Source organism: Clostridium mobile (assembly GCF_018918285.1).
Taxonomy (GTDB): Bacteria; Bacillota; Clostridia; order Clostridiales; family Clostridiaceae; genus Clostridium_AW; species Clostridium_AW mobile.
The window spans coordinates 615,724-637,568 of record NZ_JAHLQF010000003.1 but is presented as its reverse complement, the minus strand read 5'-3'; the positions used below and the strand labels follow the sequence as shown (position 1 = coordinate 637,568).

19 protein-coding genes and 1 tRNA gene are annotated in these 21,845 nt (G+C 31.3%); 7 read left to right on the top strand and 13 right to left on the bottom strand.

Going from position 1 to position 21,845, the window contains the following annotated elements; all coding sequences use genetic code 11:
* Window positions 1-116: 116 nt before the first annotated feature.
* The 3 genes from cobS to cobC are packed head-to-tail and all read right to left on the bottom strand — an operon-like array spanning window position 117 to window position 2,047.
* A complete protein-coding gene (gene cobS, locus KQI86_RS14750; protein ID WP_216440111.1) occupies window positions 117-869 on the bottom strand; it encodes an adenosylcobinamide-GDP ribazoletransferase in 753 nt (250 codons plus the stop codon).
* An 11-nt stretch (window positions 870-880) separates the two neighbouring features.
* Complete coding sequence (cobU, locus tag KQI86_RS14745) at window positions 881-1,429, bottom strand: bifunctional adenosylcobinamide kinase/adenosylcobinamide-phosphate guanylyltransferase (RefSeq protein WP_216440110.1); 549 nt, start codon at window positions 1,427-1,429, stop codon at window positions 881-883.
* A 24-nt stretch (window positions 1,430-1,453) separates the two neighbouring features.
* A complete protein-coding gene (gene cobC, locus KQI86_RS14740) occupies window positions 1,454-2,047 on the bottom strand; it encodes an alpha-ribazole phosphatase (protein ID WP_216440109.1) in 594 nt (197 codons plus the stop codon).
* A gap of 174 nt (window positions 2,048-2,221) precedes the next feature.
* Between cobC and KQI86_RS14735 the strand changes: the two genes are divergently transcribed.
* Together KQI86_RS14735 and KQI86_RS14730 are read left to right on the top strand one after the other, a co-directional pair.
* Window positions 2,222-3,118, top strand: a complete 897-nt coding sequence (locus KQI86_RS14735) for a sensor histidine kinase (protein WP_216440108.1) — start codon at window positions 2,222-2,224, stop codon at window positions 3,116-3,118.
* A gap of 289 nt (window positions 3,119-3,407) precedes the next feature.
* Window positions 3,408-4,325, top strand: coding sequence for an EamA family transporter (locus tag KQI86_RS14730; RefSeq protein WP_216440107.1), 918 nt, complete (start codon window positions 3,408-3,410; stop codon window positions 4,323-4,325).
* A gap of 328 nt (window positions 4,326-4,653) precedes the next feature.
* On the opposite strand, the gene KQI86_RS14725 is transcribed toward KQI86_RS14730, so the two are convergent.
* The 4 genes from KQI86_RS14725 to addA form a co-directional block, all read right to left on the bottom strand.
* Window positions 4,654-5,514, bottom strand: coding sequence for a sensor histidine kinase (locus tag KQI86_RS14725; protein ID WP_216440106.1), 861 nt, complete (start codon window positions 5,512-5,514; stop codon window positions 4,654-4,656).
* Window positions 5,515-5,712: 198 nt separating this feature from the next.
* Entirely contained in the window at window positions 5,713-6,939 is a 1,227-nt protein-coding gene (gene pepT, locus KQI86_RS14720; RefSeq protein ID WP_216440105.1) for a peptidase T, read from the bottom strand.
* 22 nt (window positions 6,940-6,961) lie between these two features.
* On the bottom strand, window positions 6,962-7,909 hold the full coding sequence (locus tag KQI86_RS14715) for an L-lactate dehydrogenase (protein WP_216440104.1): 948 nt from the start codon (window positions 7,907-7,909) through the stop codon (window positions 6,962-6,964).
* Window positions 7,910-8,003: 94 nt separating this feature from the next.
* Window positions 8,004-11,786: a helicase-exonuclease AddAB subunit AddA gene (gene addA / locus KQI86_RS14710; protein WP_216440103.1), complete on the bottom strand. Its 3,783-nt coding sequence runs from the start codon at window positions 11,784-11,786 to the stop codon at window positions 8,004-8,006.
* 123 nt (window positions 11,787-11,909) lie between these two features.
* Here addA and KQI86_RS14705 point away from each other — a divergent pair, with 123 nt between their 5' ends.
* The 5 genes from KQI86_RS14705 to KQI86_RS14685 all read left to right on the top strand — a co-directional run bounded on the left by KQI86_RS14705 (window position 11,910) and on the right by KQI86_RS14685 (window position 17,434).
* Entirely contained in the window at window positions 11,910-12,626 is a 717-nt protein-coding gene (locus tag KQI86_RS14705; RefSeq protein WP_216440102.1) for a response regulator transcription factor, read from the top strand.
* 1 nt (window position 12,627) lies between these two features.
* Window positions 12,628-13,866: a HAMP domain-containing sensor histidine kinase gene (locus tag KQI86_RS14700; RefSeq protein WP_216440101.1), complete on the top strand. Its 1,239-nt coding sequence runs from the start codon at window positions 12,628-12,630 to the stop codon at window positions 13,864-13,866.
* Between the two features lie 90 nt (window positions 13,867-13,956).
* The gene (locus KQI86_RS14695) at window positions 13,957-14,640 is read left to right on the top strand and encodes an ABC transporter ATP-binding protein (RefSeq protein WP_216440100.1); all 684 of its coding nucleotides are present in this window, start codon (window positions 13,957-13,959) and stop codon (window positions 14,638-14,640) included.
* Window positions 14,637-17,132, top strand: coding sequence for an ABC transporter permease (locus KQI86_RS14690; RefSeq protein ID WP_216440099.1), 2,496 nt, complete (start codon window positions 14,637-14,639; stop codon window positions 17,130-17,132). The genes KQI86_RS14695 and KQI86_RS14690 overlap by 4 nt, the downstream gene beginning before the upstream one ends.
* A 68-nt stretch (window positions 17,133-17,200) precedes the next feature.
* Window positions 17,201-17,434, top strand: a complete 234-nt coding sequence (locus KQI86_RS14685) for an alpha/beta-type small acid-soluble spore protein (RefSeq protein ID WP_216440098.1) — start codon at window positions 17,201-17,203, stop codon at window positions 17,432-17,434.
* A 245-nt stretch (window positions 17,435-17,679) separates the two neighbouring features.
* Here KQI86_RS14685 and KQI86_RS14680 read toward each other — a convergent pair whose 3' ends face one another.
* The 6 genes from KQI86_RS14680 to KQI86_RS14655 all read right to left on the bottom strand — a co-directional run bounded on the left by KQI86_RS14680 (window position 17,680) and on the right by KQI86_RS14655 (window position 21,844).
* Window positions 17,680-18,900 (bottom strand): ABC transporter permease, encoded by a 1,221-nt coding sequence (locus tag KQI86_RS14680; protein ID WP_216440097.1) that lies wholly within the window; start codon window positions 18,898-18,900, stop codon window positions 17,680-17,682.
* Window positions 18,897-19,763: an ABC transporter ATP-binding protein gene (locus tag KQI86_RS14675; protein WP_216440096.1), complete on the bottom strand. Its 867-nt coding sequence runs from the start codon at window positions 19,761-19,763 to the stop codon at window positions 18,897-18,899. The genes KQI86_RS14680 and KQI86_RS14675 overlap by 4 nt, the downstream gene beginning before the upstream one ends.
* Entirely contained in the window at window positions 19,739-20,488 is a 750-nt protein-coding gene (locus KQI86_RS14670; RefSeq protein WP_216440095.1) for a hypothetical protein, read from the bottom strand. The genes KQI86_RS14675 and KQI86_RS14670 overlap by 25 nt, the downstream gene beginning before the upstream one ends.
* Window positions 20,485-20,943 (bottom strand): RNA polymerase sigma factor, encoded by a 459-nt coding sequence (locus KQI86_RS14665; RefSeq protein ID WP_216440094.1) that lies wholly within the window; start codon window positions 20,941-20,943, stop codon window positions 20,485-20,487. Before KQI86_RS14665 ends, KQI86_RS14670 begins: the two co-directional genes overlap by 4 nt.
* Window positions 20,944-21,241: 298 nt before the next feature.
* A tRNA-Leu gene (locus KQI86_RS14660) sits at window positions 21,242-21,326 on the bottom strand.
* A gap of 41 nt (window positions 21,327-21,367) precedes the next feature.
* The gene (locus KQI86_RS14655; RefSeq protein WP_216440252.1) at window positions 21,368-21,844 is read right to left on the bottom strand and encodes a lytic transglycosylase domain-containing protein; all 477 of its coding nucleotides are present in this window, start codon (window positions 21,842-21,844) and stop codon (window positions 21,368-21,370) included.
* Window position 21,845 lies beyond the last annotated feature (1 nt).

Below are 21,845 nucleotides of genomic sequence, written 5' to 3'. Positions count from 1 at the left end.
CCAATTATTTTTGAGAATATACTAAGTAAAATTTAAAACCCATTAGAATTTTTATAAATTAATTCTAATGGGTTTTAAGCTAGATTCAAAAATGTACCCAAGGTTTCAACTATTTATTATAAAAGGGCTGTGAATAATACAAAAATCGCCAATTCAACAAACTCATTATTTGCTCCAAGGCAATCTCCTGTTATTCCACCAATTTTATTATTGCATAGTCTTAAAAATAATAAAGTAACTACCAATGATACTAATATTGAATAAATACCGTATCTTACCCCCACTAATAAAAAGGAGAAAATTGCAGCAATGTTAAGACTTACAATAAAGTGCCCTACTGAAGTATTTCCTATAAATAAATTTCCCGTTCCTTTTGGTTTCGCATTCTTTCCTATTAAAAATAATAATACTAGTGTAAATCTACTAATTATGGGGGCAACTATTATAACACTGCCCATTCCTCTTGCAATAATAAAAGATAAAGAAGCATATTTTATTAATATATCAAATATTAAAGCTACTGTGGCATAGGTTCCAATTCTACTATCCTTCATTATTTCAATTATTTTTTCTTTATCCCCTTTAAAGGAAAAAAATCCATCGAATATATCCCCGAAACCATCTTGATGAAGACATCCCATAAGTAGTATGCCTATAGCTAGTACAAATATGGCTGTAATATTAGCTGGGAATATTTTTATACACAAATAATAAACTAACCATTGTATAGATCCAATAATTAACCCTACTAAAGGTAACATAGCACTTCCATCTCTAAAATTTTTGCTATCACAGGGAAGGCTTTTTTTTACCGGTAATCTAGTTAAAAATTGTATCATAAGTAATAAGTCTAAAAAGTACTCTTTCATTTATGTCACTCCTATTTGATTTTTAATGGTTGACCACAGCATACTAAGTAAATTTCATCGCTTAAACTTCCAATATACTGATTTATAAAACCCGATACATCTCTAAAAATTCTTCCTAATTTTGTAGGAGGAACTACTCCCAAACCTACTTCATTAGTAACCATAACTAAAGTTTTTTCCATTTCTTTTGCTTTAGTTATAAGCTTATAAAATTCATCTTTAATCTTAGCTGTAATTTTATCAACTTCTTCCATACTTATTTCTTCTAGATCTTTATCTTCACTAAACATTATATTAGTAGTCATTATGGTTACACAATCAAGTAATATATGACTTTTTTTGCTTTTCTCTAAGGCTTTATGTAAATCTAAATATCCTTCATAGGTCTCCCAATTATGATTTCTTCTCTCTATATGCTTTTTTACTCTATCCTCCATTTCATCATCTGTAATTATAGAAGTGGCGATGTAAAGGACATCATCATTCCCTTTCAATAAATTTTCTGCAAAGGTACTTTTACCACTTCTTGCTCCTCCAGTAACCAAAATAATTTTACTCATGTTGTTTCACGCTCCTATTAAATATTAAATTTCTACTGGTATTATAGAATCTATATAAATATTACCATATTCATATTTTATTAAGGCTATATCTCCATTTCTACTGCTAATTTTCCAAAAAATATCTAAGTTTTCCCCAAGTATGTATGAATAAATGCTTTTTATAACCCCTCCATGAGCAACCACTAGAATATCTTTCTCTTTTCCTCTTAGTATTTCCTCAAAAAAGTCTTTAACTCTCTCATAAAATTCTATATAACTTTCCCCATTGGGTATTTTATATTCTTTCCAATTATTACACCAATTCTTCCATTCTACTGAATAATTTTCTTCTAACTCCTTATGATCTTTTCCTTCAAATATTCCCATATTCATTTCATTAAGTCTTTCATCTTCTATCAATTCATACTTACTATCATCTAATATAATATGAGCTGTTTCTTTAGCTCTTTTCATTTTACTGGTAAAAACTTTATCAAAATTTATTTTTTCAATTCTATTCTTTATTATTGATGCTTGATATCTTCCATTGTTATTTAAGCTACAATCTGTTTTCCCATAATAAGTTTTATTATAATTATTATCTGTTTCTCCATGCCTCACTAAATATATATTCATTATTGCATTACTCCTAAGGTTTTATATATTTTATAAACTATTAAAAATATATCACTTTAAAAAAGCAAATGCAATTATATAAGAATATTTTCTAACTTTTTACATTTAATTAAAGGATTTTTATTATTCTTATAGAATATTGTAATTATGTTTCAATCTTTGGGGGGTTGTAGTATGTATATGGTTGATAAAATTGAGTCGGAGAAAGATGTGTTGTACAATTCCTATAGTAACACTGTATCCATTGATGATATAATTAATGCTAATTTAGATGGATTAGAGAATATTAAAGCAGAATTTTTTACAAACATTGTACATGAGCTAAGAACACCTGTTAATATAATATTAGGTGCTATTCAATTGTTAAATATGGATATAAATGATGAGATTAATTTATCTAAATTAAAAAAGAAAGATTATTATAATAGTATTAAACAAAATTCATTTAGATTGATTAAAATGATAAATGATATATTAGATTTATCCAAAATTGAAAGTGGTTACTATAACTTAAATTTTGGTAATTATAATATTATAAGCATCGTAGAAGACATAGTTTCTTCAGTAGCAAATTATATTGAAGATCAGTCAATTTGTTTAATTTTTGATACAAATGTTGAGGAAAAAATCATTGCCTGTGATCCAGAAAAAATAGAACGGATTATGCTTAACTTAATTTCTAACTCCGTTAAATTTACTAAACCTGGTGGACTCGTTGAAGTAATTATAAAGGATAGAAAAGATTCAGTAATAGTTATAGTAAGAGATACAGGTTGTGGTATACAAAAGGATGATTTAAAAGATATCTTTAATAGATTTACCCAAGTGGGCAAACCCTCATCTAAAGGTATGGATGGTTCTGGTATAGGATTATCTCTAGTTAAATCCCTTGTTGAATTACATAAAGGTACTATTAAAGCTAAAAGCGTATATGGAAAAGGGACAGTAATGATAATAGAATTGCCAGTAATAAAAACAGAAAATTCTAGAAATTTTACGCCATGTAATAAGAATTTAAATAAAGACATTACTGAAAGACTAAACATCGAATTCTCTTACAACACTAAGTAATGCATGTAACAAGTTGTATGACTTAACATATAATATATTAAACTAGTATTAGCCTTTATTCACCAGGAGGTGTTTTATATGTTTTGTGGGTTTATATTCATATTTATTTTCTGGCTAATATTTTTAATATTCTTATTGAGAATTTTGTTCTGCTTATTTAGTTTTCGTCATAGCTGCAGGTGTCATCATTGCTGCAGATGCTAGATTTATTTAGGGGAAGCCTAATCAACGGTTTCCTCTTTTTGAAGTTATAAGTTAATTTATATTTTTATAAAGGAGTATGTTATATATGTTTCATTTATTACTAGCTATATTGTGTAGTTCATCTATTGCTTTGATATTTAAGTATAGTGAATCTAAAAATATAAATAGATACGCTTTAACGTCAAGCAATTATTTTGCTGCATCTTCTATTAGCTTAATTCTTATACTCACAGAAAGAGTACCTTTCATTAAAAAGCCTTCCATCCAAGCATTTAATAGCCAGTTTTCTAAAGTCATTATACATAACCAGGGTTTATTCTCCCCATCAGCTAGTTTAGTTTGGGCGATTATGTGCGGTATTTTATTTGGATTATTTTTCTTCTCCTCTTTTATATATTACCAAAAAAGCGTTAAAGATAATGGTGCAGGGCTATCTGGTGCTTTTTCAAAAATGGGTATATTAATTCCTATGACTTTTTCTATAATTTTATGGAAGGAAACCCCTACAGTTCTGCAGTGGTTAGGTATACTACTATCTTTACTTTCTATAACCATAGTTAATATATCTTTTGATAAGAAAAGCGTTACTAAAATAAATCCCTCATTATTGCTATTATTTTTTTTAGGTGGAATGGCTGACTTTTCTAATAAATTTTTTCAAAAATATGCCTTATTGAATCATAAAAATGTTTTTTTATTTTTTATTTTCTTTACAGCTTTTATAATTAGTGCAATTTTCACTATTAGAGGTGAAAAGAAAATTATTAAAAGAGATATACTCACAGGACTTGCAGTAGGTGTACCTAATTTTTTCTCATCCTTTTTCTTAATCCTTTCATTAAATAGCCTAACTACTTCTGTTGTTTACCCCGTCTTTAGTGCTGGAAGTATTGTATTTATAAATATATTGAGTTATATAATATTTAAAGAAAAATTAATGCCAAAAGAAAAGCTTTCTCTTGGGTTTACTATAATTTCTCTGATATTTATTAATATAAAATAATAAAATCCCTAGCTGATAATTTTATCATAGCTAGGGATTTTATATGCTCTGGGGGAATGAATTTGATTCCAACTTTTTTTGTTCATCTCCTATCATTCGTAAATTTTATTCTTCTGTTTCTGGTTTTTCTATGCTTTCTTCTAAGCATTCTTCGATAACTTCTTCTGTTAATACAAACATTCTTTCATCAATCATATACTTACCTCCTTTATTTTTATCGTATATTCTTTTTACTAGATTAGTATATCATCTTTCAAAATAAATGCAAGCGTTTTTAATTACGCTTGCATTTTGAAAACCTTTAACTATATTAAATTTCTGTTAAATTTTATTGATTTATGAAGTCGGAAAATTCAACTCCAACTATTTCAGCATTTAATTGCTTAATATTACTTTTTTCTTCATTGTGAATAATTCTGCAAGGTAAGGATATTATAAATTCACTACCCTTCTTATATTCGCTATATAAACTTATATCTCCACCATGCATTTCTACTAAAGATTTCACTAAAGAAAGCCCTATTCCACTACCATGATAGTCAGAACAAGTATTGTCATTAATTTTTTTATATCTTTCAAAAATACATTTCTGCATCTCTTTTTTAATACCTATACCAGTATCCTTAATAGAAATTATCATTTTATCATTAATTTCATACATACTAATATCTATTTTACCACCTTTCGGTGTAAATTTAGCTGCATTAGATAATAAGTTTAATATTACTCTTTCTATTTTTTCTTTATCACAGGCCATTATTTTCTCTTCCATTGCAGTATCAAACGTTAAAGTTACACCCTTATCCTTTATAAGTGTTGAAACCGATTGAACCACTTCTTCCACTACGCTTACTATATTATAATTATCTAATGAAAGATTATAGTAATTTCCATCGATTTTTGTAACTTCAATTAAATTATTAATTAATTTTAATAGTCCATAGGAGTTCTGTTTCAATACAACAATTCTATTATTTAAGTTAGAGCTATCATCAATTATATTTCCATTATCAATATTAAGTTGAATTAATTTTATACTATTTATTATTATATTTAAAGGCGTCCGTAAATCATGGGCAACATTTACAAAAAATTCGGTTTTTAATCTGTCCCTTTCTTCTAGTTCTTTTATTTTTCTCCATTCATAATATATTAGAACTAGCAATCCCACTATAATGATATACAGCATTAATATTTTCCCCCTCATAATATTAATTTTTTGTTGAATTTATGAAATCATTATAATTATTGCCAAATATTTTCATATAAATACCTATATGTACTATATTTTAACATTATATGTTCACCTTCTCAACAAAATTCAACATTGCTTCTACATAAAAAGACTGCATATACTATAATATATGCAGTCTTGAGGAAAATATTACTATAATTTGTTTGTTAATTCTACAATTTTTAAGATGACTTCTACAGTCTTTTCCATGGCAAAAGTGGGTATATATTCAAATCTCCCGTGAAAATTATGACCTCCTGTAAATATATTAGGAGTTGGTAATCCCATAAAAGATAGCCTTGCTCCATCTGTACCTCCTCTTATTGGAACTACATTTGGCTCTACCCCCACTTCCTTCATAGCTTCATAAGCAATATCTACGATATACTTTACTTCTTCAATTTTTTCTCTCATATTATAATACTGATCCTCTAATTCTAGTATTGCTGTGCCTTCTCCATATTTGTTATTTAACTCACCCACTATTTTTTCTAAATTACTTTTCTTATTTTCAAAACTTTCTTTAAAGAAGTCTCTAATTATATAGCTTAATTTAGTCTCTTCTACTTCTCCTTGTATGGATGTTAAGTGATAGAAACCTTCATATCCTTCAGTACTTTCTGGTACTTCATCTTTAGGCAAAGCATCGATTAATTCACAAGCAATTTTCATCGAATTAATCATTTTATTCTTAGCTGAACCTGGATGAACGTTTCTTCCTTTGATGATTATATCAGCTCCTGCAGCATTAAAGTTTTCATATTCAAGCTCTCCTAATTCTCCTCCATCTATTGTGTAGGCAAAATCTGCTCCAAATTTCTCTACATCAAAATATTTTGTTCCATTTCCTACTTCTTCGTCAGGAGTGAAGGCCACACATATTTTGCCGTGGGGTATATGTGGATTATTACAAAGATACTCAAGAGCAGTGATTATCTCAGCGATGCCAGCTTTGTCATCCCCTCCTAGAAGAGTAGTTCCATCTGTGGTTATTAATGTTTTTCCAATATAATTTTTTAGTTCAGGTGAATCTTTAGGAGAAAGTACTATATTTTCTTCCACGTTTAATACTATATCTTTACCATCATAATCTTCTACTATTTTAGGATTTACATTTTCTCCACTTAAATCTGGACTTGTATCCATGTGAGCTATAAATCCTATTGCTGGTACCTTCTTATCTATATTAGAAGGCACCTCCCCTAAAACATAACCATATTCATCTATCCTTACATTGCTAAGCCCTATTTCCTTTAGCTCTTTTTCCAATTCCCTAGCTAATATCAATTGTTCTGATGTGCTAGGATAAGTATTTGAATTTTCATCTGATTTTGTATTGTACCTTACATATCTTAAAAATCTTTCTACTACTTTACTCATGCTATCTCCCCTTAATTTCATACTAATAATTAATTTCCTTTAAGCTCTCTCCAAGAACTTCTGCTGATTTTTTTAATTTATCCAGTTCTTCCTTATTTAACTTAACTTCTAATACTCTTTTCACTCCACCTTCTCCAACTACACAAGGCACTCCCATATATATATCATTAATTCCAAATTCCCCTTTTAATAAAGTTGAAACCGTAAGAATAGAGTCTTCATTTCTTATAATAGCTTCAACAATTCTTCTTACAGCTAAAGCTACTGCATAATAAGTATTTCCTTTTCTATTTAAAACTTCATAAGCAGCATTTTTAACATCTTCATATATATTTTTCTTAAAATCTCCATCACATTTATTACAAAACTTATTGCAATACTCATCTACAGTTATACCTGCTATATTGGTAAGACTCCAAGCTGCTATTTCAGAATCACCATGCTCTCCTAATATGTATGAATGTATATTTCTAGCATCGACATTAAAATGCTCACTTAATAAATATTTAAATCTGGATGTATCTAAAACTGTTCCTGATCCTATAACTCTTTCAGGAGGAAATCCTGATAACTTATATGTTACATATGTCAATACATCCACCGGATTAGATACTACCATTATTATAGAATTAGGGCTATATTCAACCACTGGAGGCACTATGGATTTAAATACTTTATAATTTTTATTGATTAAATCTAATCTAGTTTCTCCTGGTTTTTGACCAACTCCAGCTGTAATTATTACTATATCTGATCCTTCTGTGTCCTTATAATCACCTGATATGACATCTACTGGCTTTAAAAAAGAAACTCCATGAGCCAGGTCCATAGCTTCTCCTTTAGCCTTTTCTTTATCTATATCTACTATTACAATTTCCGAGGCTAGCCCCTCCATCATTATTGCATAGGCAGTAGTAGCACCAACAAATCCCGCTCCTATAATAGATATTTTGATTCCTTTTTTGTTCATAACTTCACCCTCCTATTCTTTTTACCTATTATTTTATATCAGCACTTTACTTATTATTTTGCATCAACGCTTCTATTTATACAAATTATACAAATTATACAAATATGAATTTATCTAAATAGAATAAATATAAATACTTCTCTTTTACTTTTTTTCCTGTAATCTTCTCTAAAGCTTCAGTATAGTATCGTAACTGAAGTGCATACTTTTTCTTAACTTCTTCTTCATCCTCTACATAATCCGTTTTATAATCCACAATTATTAATCCATCTTCCTCCTCGAAATATAAATCTATTACTCCTTGGATTATTACTTTTTCTTCACCGTATATATCTTTAGGTAAATCTTTATATAAATCTACACTTTTAATTTGAATGTAAAAGGGTGCTTCTTTACTTACTAAAGTTGATTTTTTTATTCTTTCTCCTAAAGGACTCTTGAAAAAATTTAATATCTTATGTGGATTTATAACTTTATATTCTTCTTCAGTTATGAATTCATCAACTACCATGGCTTGAATTTGTTCTCTTATATTTTCTATATTATCAGTTTTATTTATATCTATATGCTCCATAACTAAATGAATTAAAGTACCTATTTCTGCTGATGTAAACTTCTTATACTCTTGTAAGAATATTGGTTTTTTTTGCAAAAGTTCTCCTACAATTTTTTCTGAGTTTTCATCCTCTGTTTCTGAAAACCTCTTTTTAAGTTCTGATACTGAAAACTTTGCTGGTATATTACAAGAATGAATATATTTATAATTCCAATTAAGCCTTCTTTCTATTTCTTCTTTGTATTCTTCATCCTTTTTCATAAGTCTTAAGGTCTCCAGCTCCTTTAAAATATCTACTTCTTCCTTTTCTTCAATTTTAGATTCTATAGCTTCGTTTACATCCCATATTTTTACCGTCCATCTTGATGTATCCTTTATTATATTAGTGTACGGATTATTTATATCAGCCTTTTCTCTTAAAAAAATGCCATCTTCATGCCTACAAACAGAAGGTATAATCCAATCCATATAATTCTTTCCTTCTAAGATGGCGTATTTAGGTATCTTTATTCCATCATCCATGCTTATATTGCACCATTTTTTTATTCTATCTTCTATTTTACTTGTCATACCCGTAATGATTAATTTTTCTTTAGCACGGGTAAAAGCTACATATAGTATTCTCATTTCTTCTGATAAGGTTTCTAATTTTATTTTTCTTTTTATTATTTCTTTAATTATAGTAGGATAGGTTATTCTTTTCTCCAAATCTACATAATCAGGTCCAAGACCTAATTGGTGATGGAAAAGCATACTCTTTCTCATATCTTGAAGATTGAAGTTCTTACCTACACCTGAGAGGATTACCACAGGGAACTCCAATCCTTTACTCTTGTGAATACTCATAATTCTCACTACATCTTCATTTTCTCCTAGAATCTTAGCACTTCCCATATCACCACTGCTGTTTCTTAACTTATTTATAAATGATATAAAGTTAAACAATCCCCTATAACTAGTTTTCTCATATTGTTTAGCTCTCTCAAAAAGTACTCTTAAATTTGCCTGCCTTTGTATTCCCCCTGGCATGGCACCAACATATCCATAGTACCCTGTATCCGTATAAAGACGCCATATAAATTGATCTATACTCATATGAAGGGATCTTTCTCTCCAATCTAATAGTCTAGTTAAAAAGTTTTCAATTCTATTTTTCAAATCTTGATTTAATGATTTTACATATTTTTTTTCATCTTCAGTACATAAGTCATCATCATTTATCTTTTTTAAAGCTTCATATATACTTGTTTCTCTATTAACTAATCTTATATCAATAATATCTTCTGGAGTAAAAGAAAAAATAGGAGATCTTAGTACAGCTAATAGAGAAATATCTTGCCTTGGATTATCTATAATTTGTAATAAAGATAAAATGGTTCTTATTTCCGTGGTTTCAAAATATCCTGAAGAAGTATCCGCAAAAACAGGTATACCTTTGTTATTTAATTCTTCCATAAATATAGGTGCCATTTGAGAAGTAGCTCTCATTAAAATTACAATATCTCTAAACTGTAATTTTCTATACTCATTAGTTCTTTTATCCAATACCATATAAGGATTTTCATCATCCATAAGTTTTTTTATTACTTTCCCCACCATATTTGCTTCTAATTGTATATTATCTGGTCTTTCCTCGCTATCATAAAGAACTCCATTATTATCCTCTTCAAATAAAATATCTTCATTATCCTTATTTAGCTTTTCCATAATATGAATTTCTATAGGTCCAGCATAGTTAATATCTTCTTCTGGAGCCTTGTAATCAGCTCCAAGGTTTAATTTTTCACCATCATCATATTCTAATTCACCTATGGTCTTTGACATTATCTGAGTAAATATATAATTTACCCCATCTATAATACCTTCTCTACTTCTAAAATTTTTAAATAACTTTATCTTTCTATTTAAACTGCCCTCTTCCAATAAGTAGGTATTATATTTATGTAAAAATAGTTCAGGTTTCGCCTGTCTAAATCTATATATGCTTTGCTTAACATCACCAACCATGAACATATTTGGAGTTGTTAACTTTTCTTCTTCTAATTTTATGTTCTGCTGTCTTGATACAGAGCTTAATATTACTTCCTGTACTAAATTACTATCTTGATATTCATCTACTAATATTTCTGCAAATTTTTTTCTGTATTCAATAGCCACACTTGAAGGCATAGAATTTCCTTTTTCATCATAATCAGTTAGTATCTCTAATGTATAATGCTCTATATCATTAAAATCCACTATATTTTTTTCTCTTTTCTTCTCTCTATATCTTTTAGTAAATTCAATGACTAATTCCGTTAGGCATTTTATTCTCGGGTAAAGTTTTTTAAAGTTTTGCCCTATATTTTCACTACCTAAAAATATATCCTCTTTTATTTTAGATATTTTTTCTTTTACATTTGTTCTTACATCTAAAATACTTTCCTTTATTTCTACCAAATCTTCCGGTATTTTTTTTCTAGGTAGAGCGCTAAATTTTACATTTAAAATAATATCTCTAATCTCATTCCAATTATCACTATTTAGTATGTCGTCTAACATGACAATGTCTTCCTTTAATATTGGCAGGTAATGCTCTAATCCTTCATTACTATTAGCTATATCAATGGATTTCTCCATCTTAATTTTTAATCCCTTTAATTCTACTTTTATATCATTTATCAATTCACTAGCCCATAAAGTATCATTAAAATCAAAATTATCATCTACATTGAAAATTTCTGCGTTTTCTAATAACCAATTTTCAGGCCATGGTAAACTTTGAGAAAAGTTATACAACTCCTCTACCATATTTAATACCCGTCTATCATCTTTCCCTCCATAGGATTGAATTAATTCTAAGAAAATCGCTTTTTTATCTTCATCTTCAATTTCATACATATAGTCAAATAACTCTTCTAGAATTTCTCCTTTTAAAAGCAGAGTTTCTGTTTCATCTCCAACCCTAAAATTAGGATCAATATCTATTAAGTGAAAATTATTTCTCATAACACTAAGACAAAAAGAATGTATTGTAGTTATATTTGCTTTATTAAGTAATGTAAGCTGTCTTTGGAGTATTTTTGAATCAGGATTTTTATCCAATTCTTTGGATATGGCTTCTCCTATTCTTTCTTTCATTTCTGAAGCCGCCGCATTGGTAAATGTAACAACCAGTAATCTATCAATATCTGTTAAATTCTCTTTATCCATTATTCTTTCTATTATTCTTTGAACTAAAACAGCAGTTTTTCCAGCTCCAGCTGCAGCTGCTACAAGTAAATTACAATCTTTAGTGTATATGGCACTTTTCTGTTCCTTTGTCCACTTCATATCTGCCATAATATTCTCCTCCAACTCTTTCATATTAGAACATCTATTCTTTATTTTACCACAACTTATGTTTATTATGAAAAATATGTATTATAATAATATAAATGCTTTATATTATGGGGGAAGTATATTATGAAACATATATTATTAATAGAGGATGATGAATCTTTATCAAGAGGAATACAATACGCTTTAGAAAAAGAAGGATATTTAGTAACCAATGCTAATACCGTTAAATCATCATATAAGCTTATGGCTATTAGTAATTTTGATTTAATACTTTTAGACGTTATGCTACCTGATGGAAATGGTTTCGAATTTTGTAAATCAATCAGAACTAAATCTAATATTCCTATAATATTTCTTACTGCTTGTGATGAAGAAGTAAATGTGGTTCTAGGCCTTGATATGGGTGGAGATGATTACATTACTAAACCTTTTAGAGTAAAGGAATTGATTTCAAGAATTAAAGCTATCCTTAGAAGATCAGAGATTTCAACTAGTATAAATGAAGGAAAAATCAATACTAATATAGGATCTCATATTAGATCTAAGGATATAGTTATATATCCATTAGATATGAAAGTATATAAAAATAATCTTCAAATTGGACTTACACCTCTAGAATTCAAACTAATCTTCACCTTAGTTAACCACTCTATGCAAGTTTTAACTAGAGAACAAATTTTAGAAATACTATGGGATGTAGATGGACATTTTATAGATGATAATACTTTGTCTGTTTATATACGAAGACTTAGAGAAAAGATAGAGGACAATCCTAATAGTCCTAAATATATTATTACTGTCAGAGGATTAGGATATAAATGGAATGAGAGGTTGATATAAATTGAAAAATTATAATAAAATAATTTTTAAACTTATCCTTACATTAACTATTTTTATTCTTGGCTCTCAACTATATTTGCACTGTGCCTTTAAAAAATTCAATGCAGAGACAATAAAAATTAATATTTCTACCATAGGAAGTATTTTAGAGAAATCTCCTGAACTAGAGAGCACTATAATGCAATCTTTTTCTCTTGGATTCAATGAAGATAATTATAAAAGGGGTATTGAATTCACAAAGAAATATGGCTATATTGATTCTCTCCCCATAAGTTCTACCTCCTCTCTTAATAATTTCTACAAAACTATTAAGTTTAACTTTTTCATTCTTACTTTAACCCTCTCTATTGCCATTCTATTACTTCTCTTAAATACATTTAATAAGCTTCATCATAGTATAAAAGAATTTTCTTTAGGAACTGATAAAATAATGGATGGTAGTTTTGATTTAAGGCTTCCTTACAATGATGAAAGCCAGCTTGCCATGTTAGCTTTTAATTTTAATCAAATGTCAAAAAGACTTGAGCTCACACTTAATAGTTTAAAAAAAGAAAAGAACCATCTTAAAGATATGATTTCAAATATTTCTCACCAATTTAAAACTCCATTATCTTCTCTTTTAGCTTTTAATGAGCTATTATTGGACGGGGCAATGGATGATAAAGAAATATGTTTAGAGTTTTTAAATAGAAGTAATGTTCAACTTAAACGTATGGAATGGCTTATTCAAAGCCTACTAAAAATATCTAGGCTAGAAGCTGAGGTTATACATATTAATAAAAATTTTGAAGACATCTATTTTACCTTAATAGGAACAGTAAATAGCTTTAAAATGAAATTTATTGAAAAAAACCAAGTTATAAAACTAGATCTAATTCCCAATATGAGTCTTCCACATGACAAAGAGTGGTTAGGAGAGGCTATAGGTAATATCGTCAATAATGCTATAGAATACACTCCTAATGGAAAAGAAATCTCAATTTTTATGGAGGAAACTGAAACTTTAGTTAGAATTGTTATAAAAGATTCAGGAGTAGGTATATCAGAAGATGAACTCCCTCTTATCTTTGACAAATTTTTTCGAGGTGCATCTAGTAGAAATTCATTTAAAAATAGCAGTGGTATCGGACTAGCCTTATCAAAATTAGTTATAGAAAAACATGGAGCTTTTATTCAAGTAGATAGTAACTTAAATGAAGGAACTTCCTTTACATTGACATTCCCTAAGGTAGCATTATAACCTTACTAAATCGTAAGCTTTAAATACACCTAGTTGTAAGCTTTCCTTGGTAATATTAAATTACCGTCACAATTTAAAGGAGGAAAAAATATGGAGGTATTAAAGACCATCGGCCTATCTAAGACCTATGGGGAAGGTGAAACAAAAGTAGATGCTCTAAAACCTACTGATTTATCTATAAATGAAGGAGATTTTGTTGCCATTGTCGGCCCTAGTGGTTCTGGCAAAAGTACCTTATTACATTTACTGGGGGGGCTAGACAGACCCACTTTGGGAAAAGTTTTTATAGATGGAATGGATATATATTCTCTTTCAGAGAAAAAATTATCTATTTTCAGACGAAGAAGTATAGGATTTATATTTCAATTTTACAACTTGATACCTGTACTTAATGCTGAGGAAAATATTACATTTCCTTTATTACTAGATGGAAAATCTATTGATAATAAATACATTGAAGACTTATTAGATTTATTAGGATTAAAAGATAGAAGATATCACTTACCAAACGAACTATCCGGTGGTCAACAGCAAAGAGTTGCAATTGCTAGAGCATTAGCAAATAAGCCTTCAATTATCTTAGCTGATGAACCTACAGGAAACTTAGATAGGAAAACTAATAAAGAAGTATTGGACTTGTTGAAAATATCCACAAAACGATATCATCAAACCTTAATAATGATCACTCATGATATAGAAATAGCAAGTACTTCAGATAGAATTATAACTATTGAAGACGGCTTAATAGTTGAAGATAGGATGATGGTAAAATGAAAAATTATATAAGCATAGTTCCAAGATTTCTAAAAAAACAATATAAAAAGTCCTTACTCACTATACTTGGCATAGTGTTATCCATATGTATGATTACTTCTATAGGAATAATAAGTTCAAGTATCAAGGACACTCAAGTAAAACAAGCCATAGAACTTAGTGGGGATTATCATGTTAGTTATAGTAATTTAAGTGAAGAAAAACTTTTAATATTAAAAAATCACTTTAATATTAAAAATATAGGTGTTTCACTGCCCTTGGGTACACATAAAGTTCCAGATACAAGTATAAGTATTTCAATAGAGGCTTGGGATGAAAATGCAATGGAAATGATGGGTATGTCATTAAAATCTGGTAGTTATCCAAAAGGAAAGCATGAAATTGCACTAGAAGAATGGCTAATTGATGAATTAGGATTAAATATCGGGGAAAAAATCACTCTAAGCTTTTCTCAGACCTATGAAGATGAAAACGATAAGCTAAAGACTTATGAAGGGAAAAATGATTTTATAATATCCGGTATTTTAACTCCTGCCATTAGTGGTGGAAAAGCTTGGGGGAGCTCCTTATCCTTAATATCTTTAGATACTGTTAAATCTATTATGCCTAAGGAAGTTTATTCCTCACTATCCTTAGCTTTTGTTACCCTTAAAGAAGGATTAAGCATTAAAAAAAGTTCTGAAGAAATATTAAGTAACATTAATATGGATGAAGAAAATATGGATTTTAATTCTATGTTAATGAATGCACTCGGTGAAAATGATAAAATAAATGGACCTATTCTATTTCTAGGTTTAAGCATAGTTATAGCTACCATGCTTACAATATACAATATATTTCATATTTCCGTAGTAGAAAGAACACAATATTTTGGTATGTTAAGAGCTATAGGTTCTACCCCAAAGCAGATAAGATTGATAGTTTTATGTGAAGGATTAGTATTGAGCTTAATATCTATTCCTATAGGTATAATACTAGGAATATTACTGTCAAAAATATTCATAACATCACTTCCCATACTACAGAATGTTATTAAAGAGATTACAATATCATTAAGCATAATTTTATTTTCCTCTTTAATAGCTATAATTTCTATATTTTTATCACTTTTAGGTCCCTCATACTTTGCAAGCAAAATTTCTCCTCTTGAAGCTATAAGAAAGAGTAGCACAAAAAAAGAATTTATAAAAAAATCAACACTATTAAATAAATTCTTTCAAAGGCTCTTCCACATTAGAGGGAAAATAGCTTATCAAAATATGTGGAGAAATAAAAAAAGGACTTTAGTTACTATTACTTCCATGTGTTTATCTGGCGTGCTTTTTATAGTATTTAGTTATTATGTCAAAAATTTAGATATTTCTAATGTAGCAACAAACCTTATAGATAGTGATTACATCATTAAAACTACAAATATAAGTAAAGAAAAATCAAAATCATATGATGATGAAGATATATCTTATATACAAGGACTTCCTGGAGTAGAAAAAGTCTTTGCAACACAGGCTTATTATGCAACCTCATCATACCCTGAAGAAAGGCTCTCATCAAAGTATAAAGAATCTTTAGAGAAACGTAATGTAAAACCTGATTCTGATACTAAGGAGTACAATCTAGACTCTTTAGTATATGCATATGATGATTATATTTTAAATAATAGCAAAAAATTTCTACTATCTGGTACAATAGATATTGAAAAAATGTCTAATAATAATGAAATTTTATTGATAGATCCTGAAGGTAAATTGAATATAAATGTTGGACAAACCATCACTTATAAATTTTCATATTATACTGGGGATAAATTAGATGAAATAAAAGAACTTAAATTTAAATTAGGTGGTATATTAAAAGACACTCCTAATTCTATAGGATTTAGCAATATAGCTCCTAGTATAATATTACACAAAGATGTATATAAAAATTCTATAGGTTTAAGTGGATATAAGATGATAGATATAAAGTTGTCCCAGGATAGTGATATAGAATTTATAGAAAAGGAACTTAATCACGTAGCTAAAAAAGTTAGTGAGGGAACATTGTTTTCTTTTGAAGAAGAAGTTAAAAAATTAAAAACACTAATAAATCAAATTATAATGCTGTCTTTGTGTTTGCTGGGAGTAATTATAGTAATCGGAGTATTAAATATTACAAATACAATTAGCACTAATTTAATTGTGAGAACTAGAGAGTTTGCCACCTTTAGAGCATTAGGTACTACTAATGAAGATCTTAGAAATATAATTAAACTTGAAGGAGCTTTTTATGGCATTATAAGCGGATTACTGGGATCTATATTAGGTATACTGCTTTCTTACGTATTATTTATAATTACGAAAAATGAGCTTACCTATTTAGAATGGTATATTCCTTGGATTTCTGTGATAATAAACTTCATTGCTAATGTTTGCTTAGGAATATCTGCTACTCTACTACCTTTAAAAAGAATTTCCTCTATGAACATTATAGATTCTATAAGAACTATTGACTAAAATTTTCTTCACATATAAAAACACATTTTGTGAAAACTATTATTAAAATGGTGAAAGGAGAAAATTTTATGGCAAGAAAAAGACTTTATAGTTCCGATTCAAGAAGTAATATGGAAAAGCTTAAAATGGAAATAGCCAGCGATTTAGGTATTAATCCAAATTTTGAAGATAAAACTTCTGCTCCATATATGGGGGATCATCCTTCAAACTTTGTTGGAAATCTAACTAGTGCCGGTATGCTGGGTGGTGAAATGGTTAAAAGAATGGTTGAAGATCAGGAACGTAAGATGATAGATAAATAAATATTTATTTGAACCACCAAAAGCAACTGATGGAACTAAATTATCCATTAGTTGCTTAACTTTTTTACATTATATTAAATAAACTCAATGCAAATTTATTAACTTACTTTACATATAAATTATCTATTAATACAGTAGGTTGACCAAATGCATTTACCAAAGGAATTAAAGAAAATAACCTCCATGATAAGTTAAGGCGGCGGTTCAAGCTGAACCGCCGCCTTACTGTTTCTACATTCACACACCTAAACAATCTGATGATTTTTAAATGAACGATATACAAACGGCGTAAGCAGCACGCTGACTGCAGCTGCAAACAAAGGCAGAAACACATACGGTTTGACCACCAACCTCAAAAGTTCGTATTGAATGCTGTTCACTGCCGACGAGAAGTTTGCCATTTGCGTTGGAAAAAGACGATACAGATTGTATTGGACAATATTGGTATGTGAAATTCTGCCCAGCATAGGGCCGATTAGTAGTACGCCGACCAGAACTATTACTCCAAAGGGGGATTTGAGTTTCGCGGACAACAGCATAGTGATGGCCGCTGTCATAAGGCAGGCAAAGAAAGTACAGAGCACCAGAAGCAGCGCTGTTTGTCCCATAGTCAGCGGATAAGGCAACAAAATTTCATAAAGCTGTAATGGTGCATTACTGCCATCCGCACCGAAAATACCCATAGATAGGCCATAACTCAATGCTATCAGCACAAGACAGATGACAGCAGCCAATGAAAACCCTGTAAATAATTTTGCTGCGATGAGCTTGTTTTTGCCGTGCTTTGAAGCAAGAATAAGCTGATCGGCACCGGATACATATTCCCCAGAAAACAGTGGCGCCACGCATATTGCCATGACAAATGCCGCCGTTAATCCTAAGGTATTGATAAGAACAAAAAAGCGTGTGTAGCCGTCCGTATACGAAAATGTAAGGGGAGTTTTAATCCGTGCATCCAGAGCCAGCACCTGTTCCTTAGCTTTGGCACTCATGTGGGTCTGTTCCACAAGCTGTTCTTGCTGGGCACGCCTTGTGATATAAAACTGGTCTGCCTGTTCTTTCGTCAGTACTTGAAAATCCTCCATATTGAACCGTCGGGAATAGGTGTTAAAAACTGGCCGTACAATGCTGTAGATTCCGCTGTAGGGCCGTGCAAGCTTCTGATATTCTTCCGTATCAAAATACTTGCCGTCGGACTTGGGAATTCCTGAGTAAGCCCCCACTGTTTCCATGATCAATTCTCCGTCCAGCTGGCGTCCTGCTAGAGCTCGTGCATAAGTTCTATCCTTAACCATGGCATCATAATTGGATTCGTAAGGCTTTCCATCCACATAATAGCTTCCAAACAGCGTGCCTGCAACGCTGAAAACGGTAAATAGGATTGCAAGCAGCAAAGTTATCTGTACACTTCTCTTGCGCAGGATTTTCTTGTATTCGAAATTGACCAGACTCCAAAAGCCATTCATTTTTCACTCACCTCGCTAAAATAATACAAATACAGATCTTCTAATGTAGCCTCTGCACTTACTGCCGAAACACAAGGCTTCTCTTCTGAAACCAAGCGCAGTAATATCTCCTTCTGCTCTTGGCGCAGATTGATAACTGGATACTTTTCGCATAGTATATCCGCTTCTGATTGGGGAAGTATACACTCCCAAACCTTGCCCTCAATTGTCCGAATGATTTCTTCCAGCGTGCCCTGATGAATCAATTGTCCATTTTTCATTACAAGGATTGTGCCTGCAATATGTTCCACATCCGAAACGATATGGGTCGAAAGCAGAACAATACGGTCAGCGCCAAGACGGGAAATTAGGTTGCGGAAACGTACCCGCTCCTTTGGATCAAGTCCGGCGGTAGGTTCATCCAAAATTAATATCTTCGGATCGTTCAGCATAGACTGTGCAATGCCAAGCCGCTGCTTCATGCCGCCGGAAAAAGTCTTTATTTTCTTTCTTGCTTCTTTTTCAAGGGAGACAAGCTCTAAAAGCTCCCGGGTTTTTTCCTTCGCCCGAGTTTTGGGCAATCCCTTTAATGTAGCAATGTACAGCATGAAATCCTGCGCAGAAAATTCCGGGTAATATCCGAAATCCTGCGGCATATATCCCAGTGCATCACGATAATCCTCATGACTGACATCGATGCCGTCAAAGCGGATTGTTCCCGAGGTCGGGGCCAGTACGCCGCACATCATACGCATCAGGGTGGTTTTCCCTGCTCCGTTTGCCCCGAGAAGGCCGTATACGCCTGTATGAAAAGAGAGTGAAATGCGGTCACAGGCTATTTTATTTCCGTAGTGTTTTGTCACTCGATCAAGCTCAAGTTCCATTGTTTTTCCTCCATTTCTTTGAGTAATTTACATATCTGGATTCCGATAAATACACAGCAGCAGGCAAAGATCACCAGCCAGCTGTTCAGGTGTACATTTGCGTAAATATTTGGCACAACATTACCAAACAGCATACTGATTACGCACACAAGACAAGCTGCTACCGCACAGCCATATACGCCTTCCTGATTGCGTGCTCGGTTCAGTATCCACAGGCAAATTCCGCAGACAACAAGGTATGGCACCATCAAATAGACGATAATCTGCAGCAGGCTATATGCAGATACCCAATTTATAAAAATTAGGAGCAATGTCAGAATCACAAAATTCCCTCCGCCAAGGATGGTTATGCGCGCCATGATAATCTGCAGCAGACTGAACCGGCAGCTGGCCTCCAGCTCTGCCATACGGTAAGCAGCCGAACGATAGATCTCCGTGACAGTCAGCATAGCCAGAAATGGAAGTAAAGCGGAAATGCCCCAGATTTTAAATGATTCAAAATTTTGATAGGTAAATGCTGGTGCTCCGAATGCGATCATCCATCCAATGAAAACAATTAAAACAGAAACTGCCCACACCCGTTTACGAATATAGTGAAGCTGACTGAACAGAAAATCCCTGTAAGTCGCTTTTGGAAAGCGCAGTGTTTTGAGGAAATGCGCTTTATTCATTGGGGGCGGCGCTTCAAAAGCTCCCTGCAAAGTTTTTTTGAATTTCTTATTCATAGAAAATCCTCCTCTCTAAATAATGTTTTTAGGGTGGCTATTGCAGAACTTGTTCTACGATAGACAGCGAAGCGGGAAATCCCCATGATCGAAGCAATTTCACCCACAGCGAGTTTGTTGGCATACCGAAGAAGCAGTAGCTCCTGTTCCCGTACGGGTAAGGTTTTAAGAGCCTGACGAAGGGCAATATTAAGTTCCAGCCGTCCGAAGTGATCTGTATCCGGTATATCATCATTTAGTGTCTCCGGCTGAACTTTACGAAAAGAATCTATGCAAAGGTTTCGTGCTATAGTATAAAGATAAGCAAGCTTCTTCCCGTGTTCAATATACGAATTCTGCGCAAAGTATTTGAGAAAGGTTTCCTGCGTCAGATCTTCTGCCAAAGCAGAGTTGCCAACTTTATAGTAGCAATAGCGATAGATTTTATCGTATTGTTCTTGGATATCTACCGACATCTTAAAACCTCCTCTCAAATTGTTTAACGGTTTACCGTTCTCAAATGTGCGGATCAAATGAGAAATTCTATTCAACAGCTTTATTTTAATATATTGAATCAGGCATTGCTACCTATAAGCACAGTATTCCTACGCCCAAAGCGCCTCTGAAAATAGGATAAAGAAAAAACAGAGGCTGATGTTATGAATATTCCTAAAGAAAGTTCATAACATCAGCCTCTGTTAAAGCTATAAATTCATTAAATAAAGCAATAATCCGAACCCTTCCCGATAGGGACAAGGTTCGGATTTCATTCTTTGGTGCGGATGACGGGACTTGAACCCGTACGAGGATTCCTCGCTACCCCCTCAAGATAGTGCGTCTGCCATTCCGCCACATCCGCGTCACAATAATATTATACTCTTAATAGATTCATTGTCAATATTATTTGTCATACAAAAATTTATATATTTTATAGTTTACTTTTACTTTCTTAACATATTTGTCTGTTTCTTTGAAAGGTATGTAGTGAAGGTTTTTGCCGTCCTTTGAGTGCTCTGTATCATTTAACCACTTTTGAACATTACCTCTTCCTGCATTGTATGCCGCCAGAACTACATCCATATTGTCTCCAAATTCTTTTCTTAGATTATCTATGTACCAACACCCCATGGGAATATTATACTCTGGATCAAATAACTTATTTAATGTAAAATCCTCAATCTTCATTTGTTCCGCAATCCATTCTCCTGTAGTAGAAGTTACTTGCATTAGCCCATAGGCACTTTTGTGTGATACAGCATCAGGATTAAAATTACTCTCAGCTTTTATTACTGAAAATACTAAGTAAGGATCTATATCATACTCTCTTGAATATTTATATACTATATCTGAATATTTTAAAGGATATAGCTTTTTCATT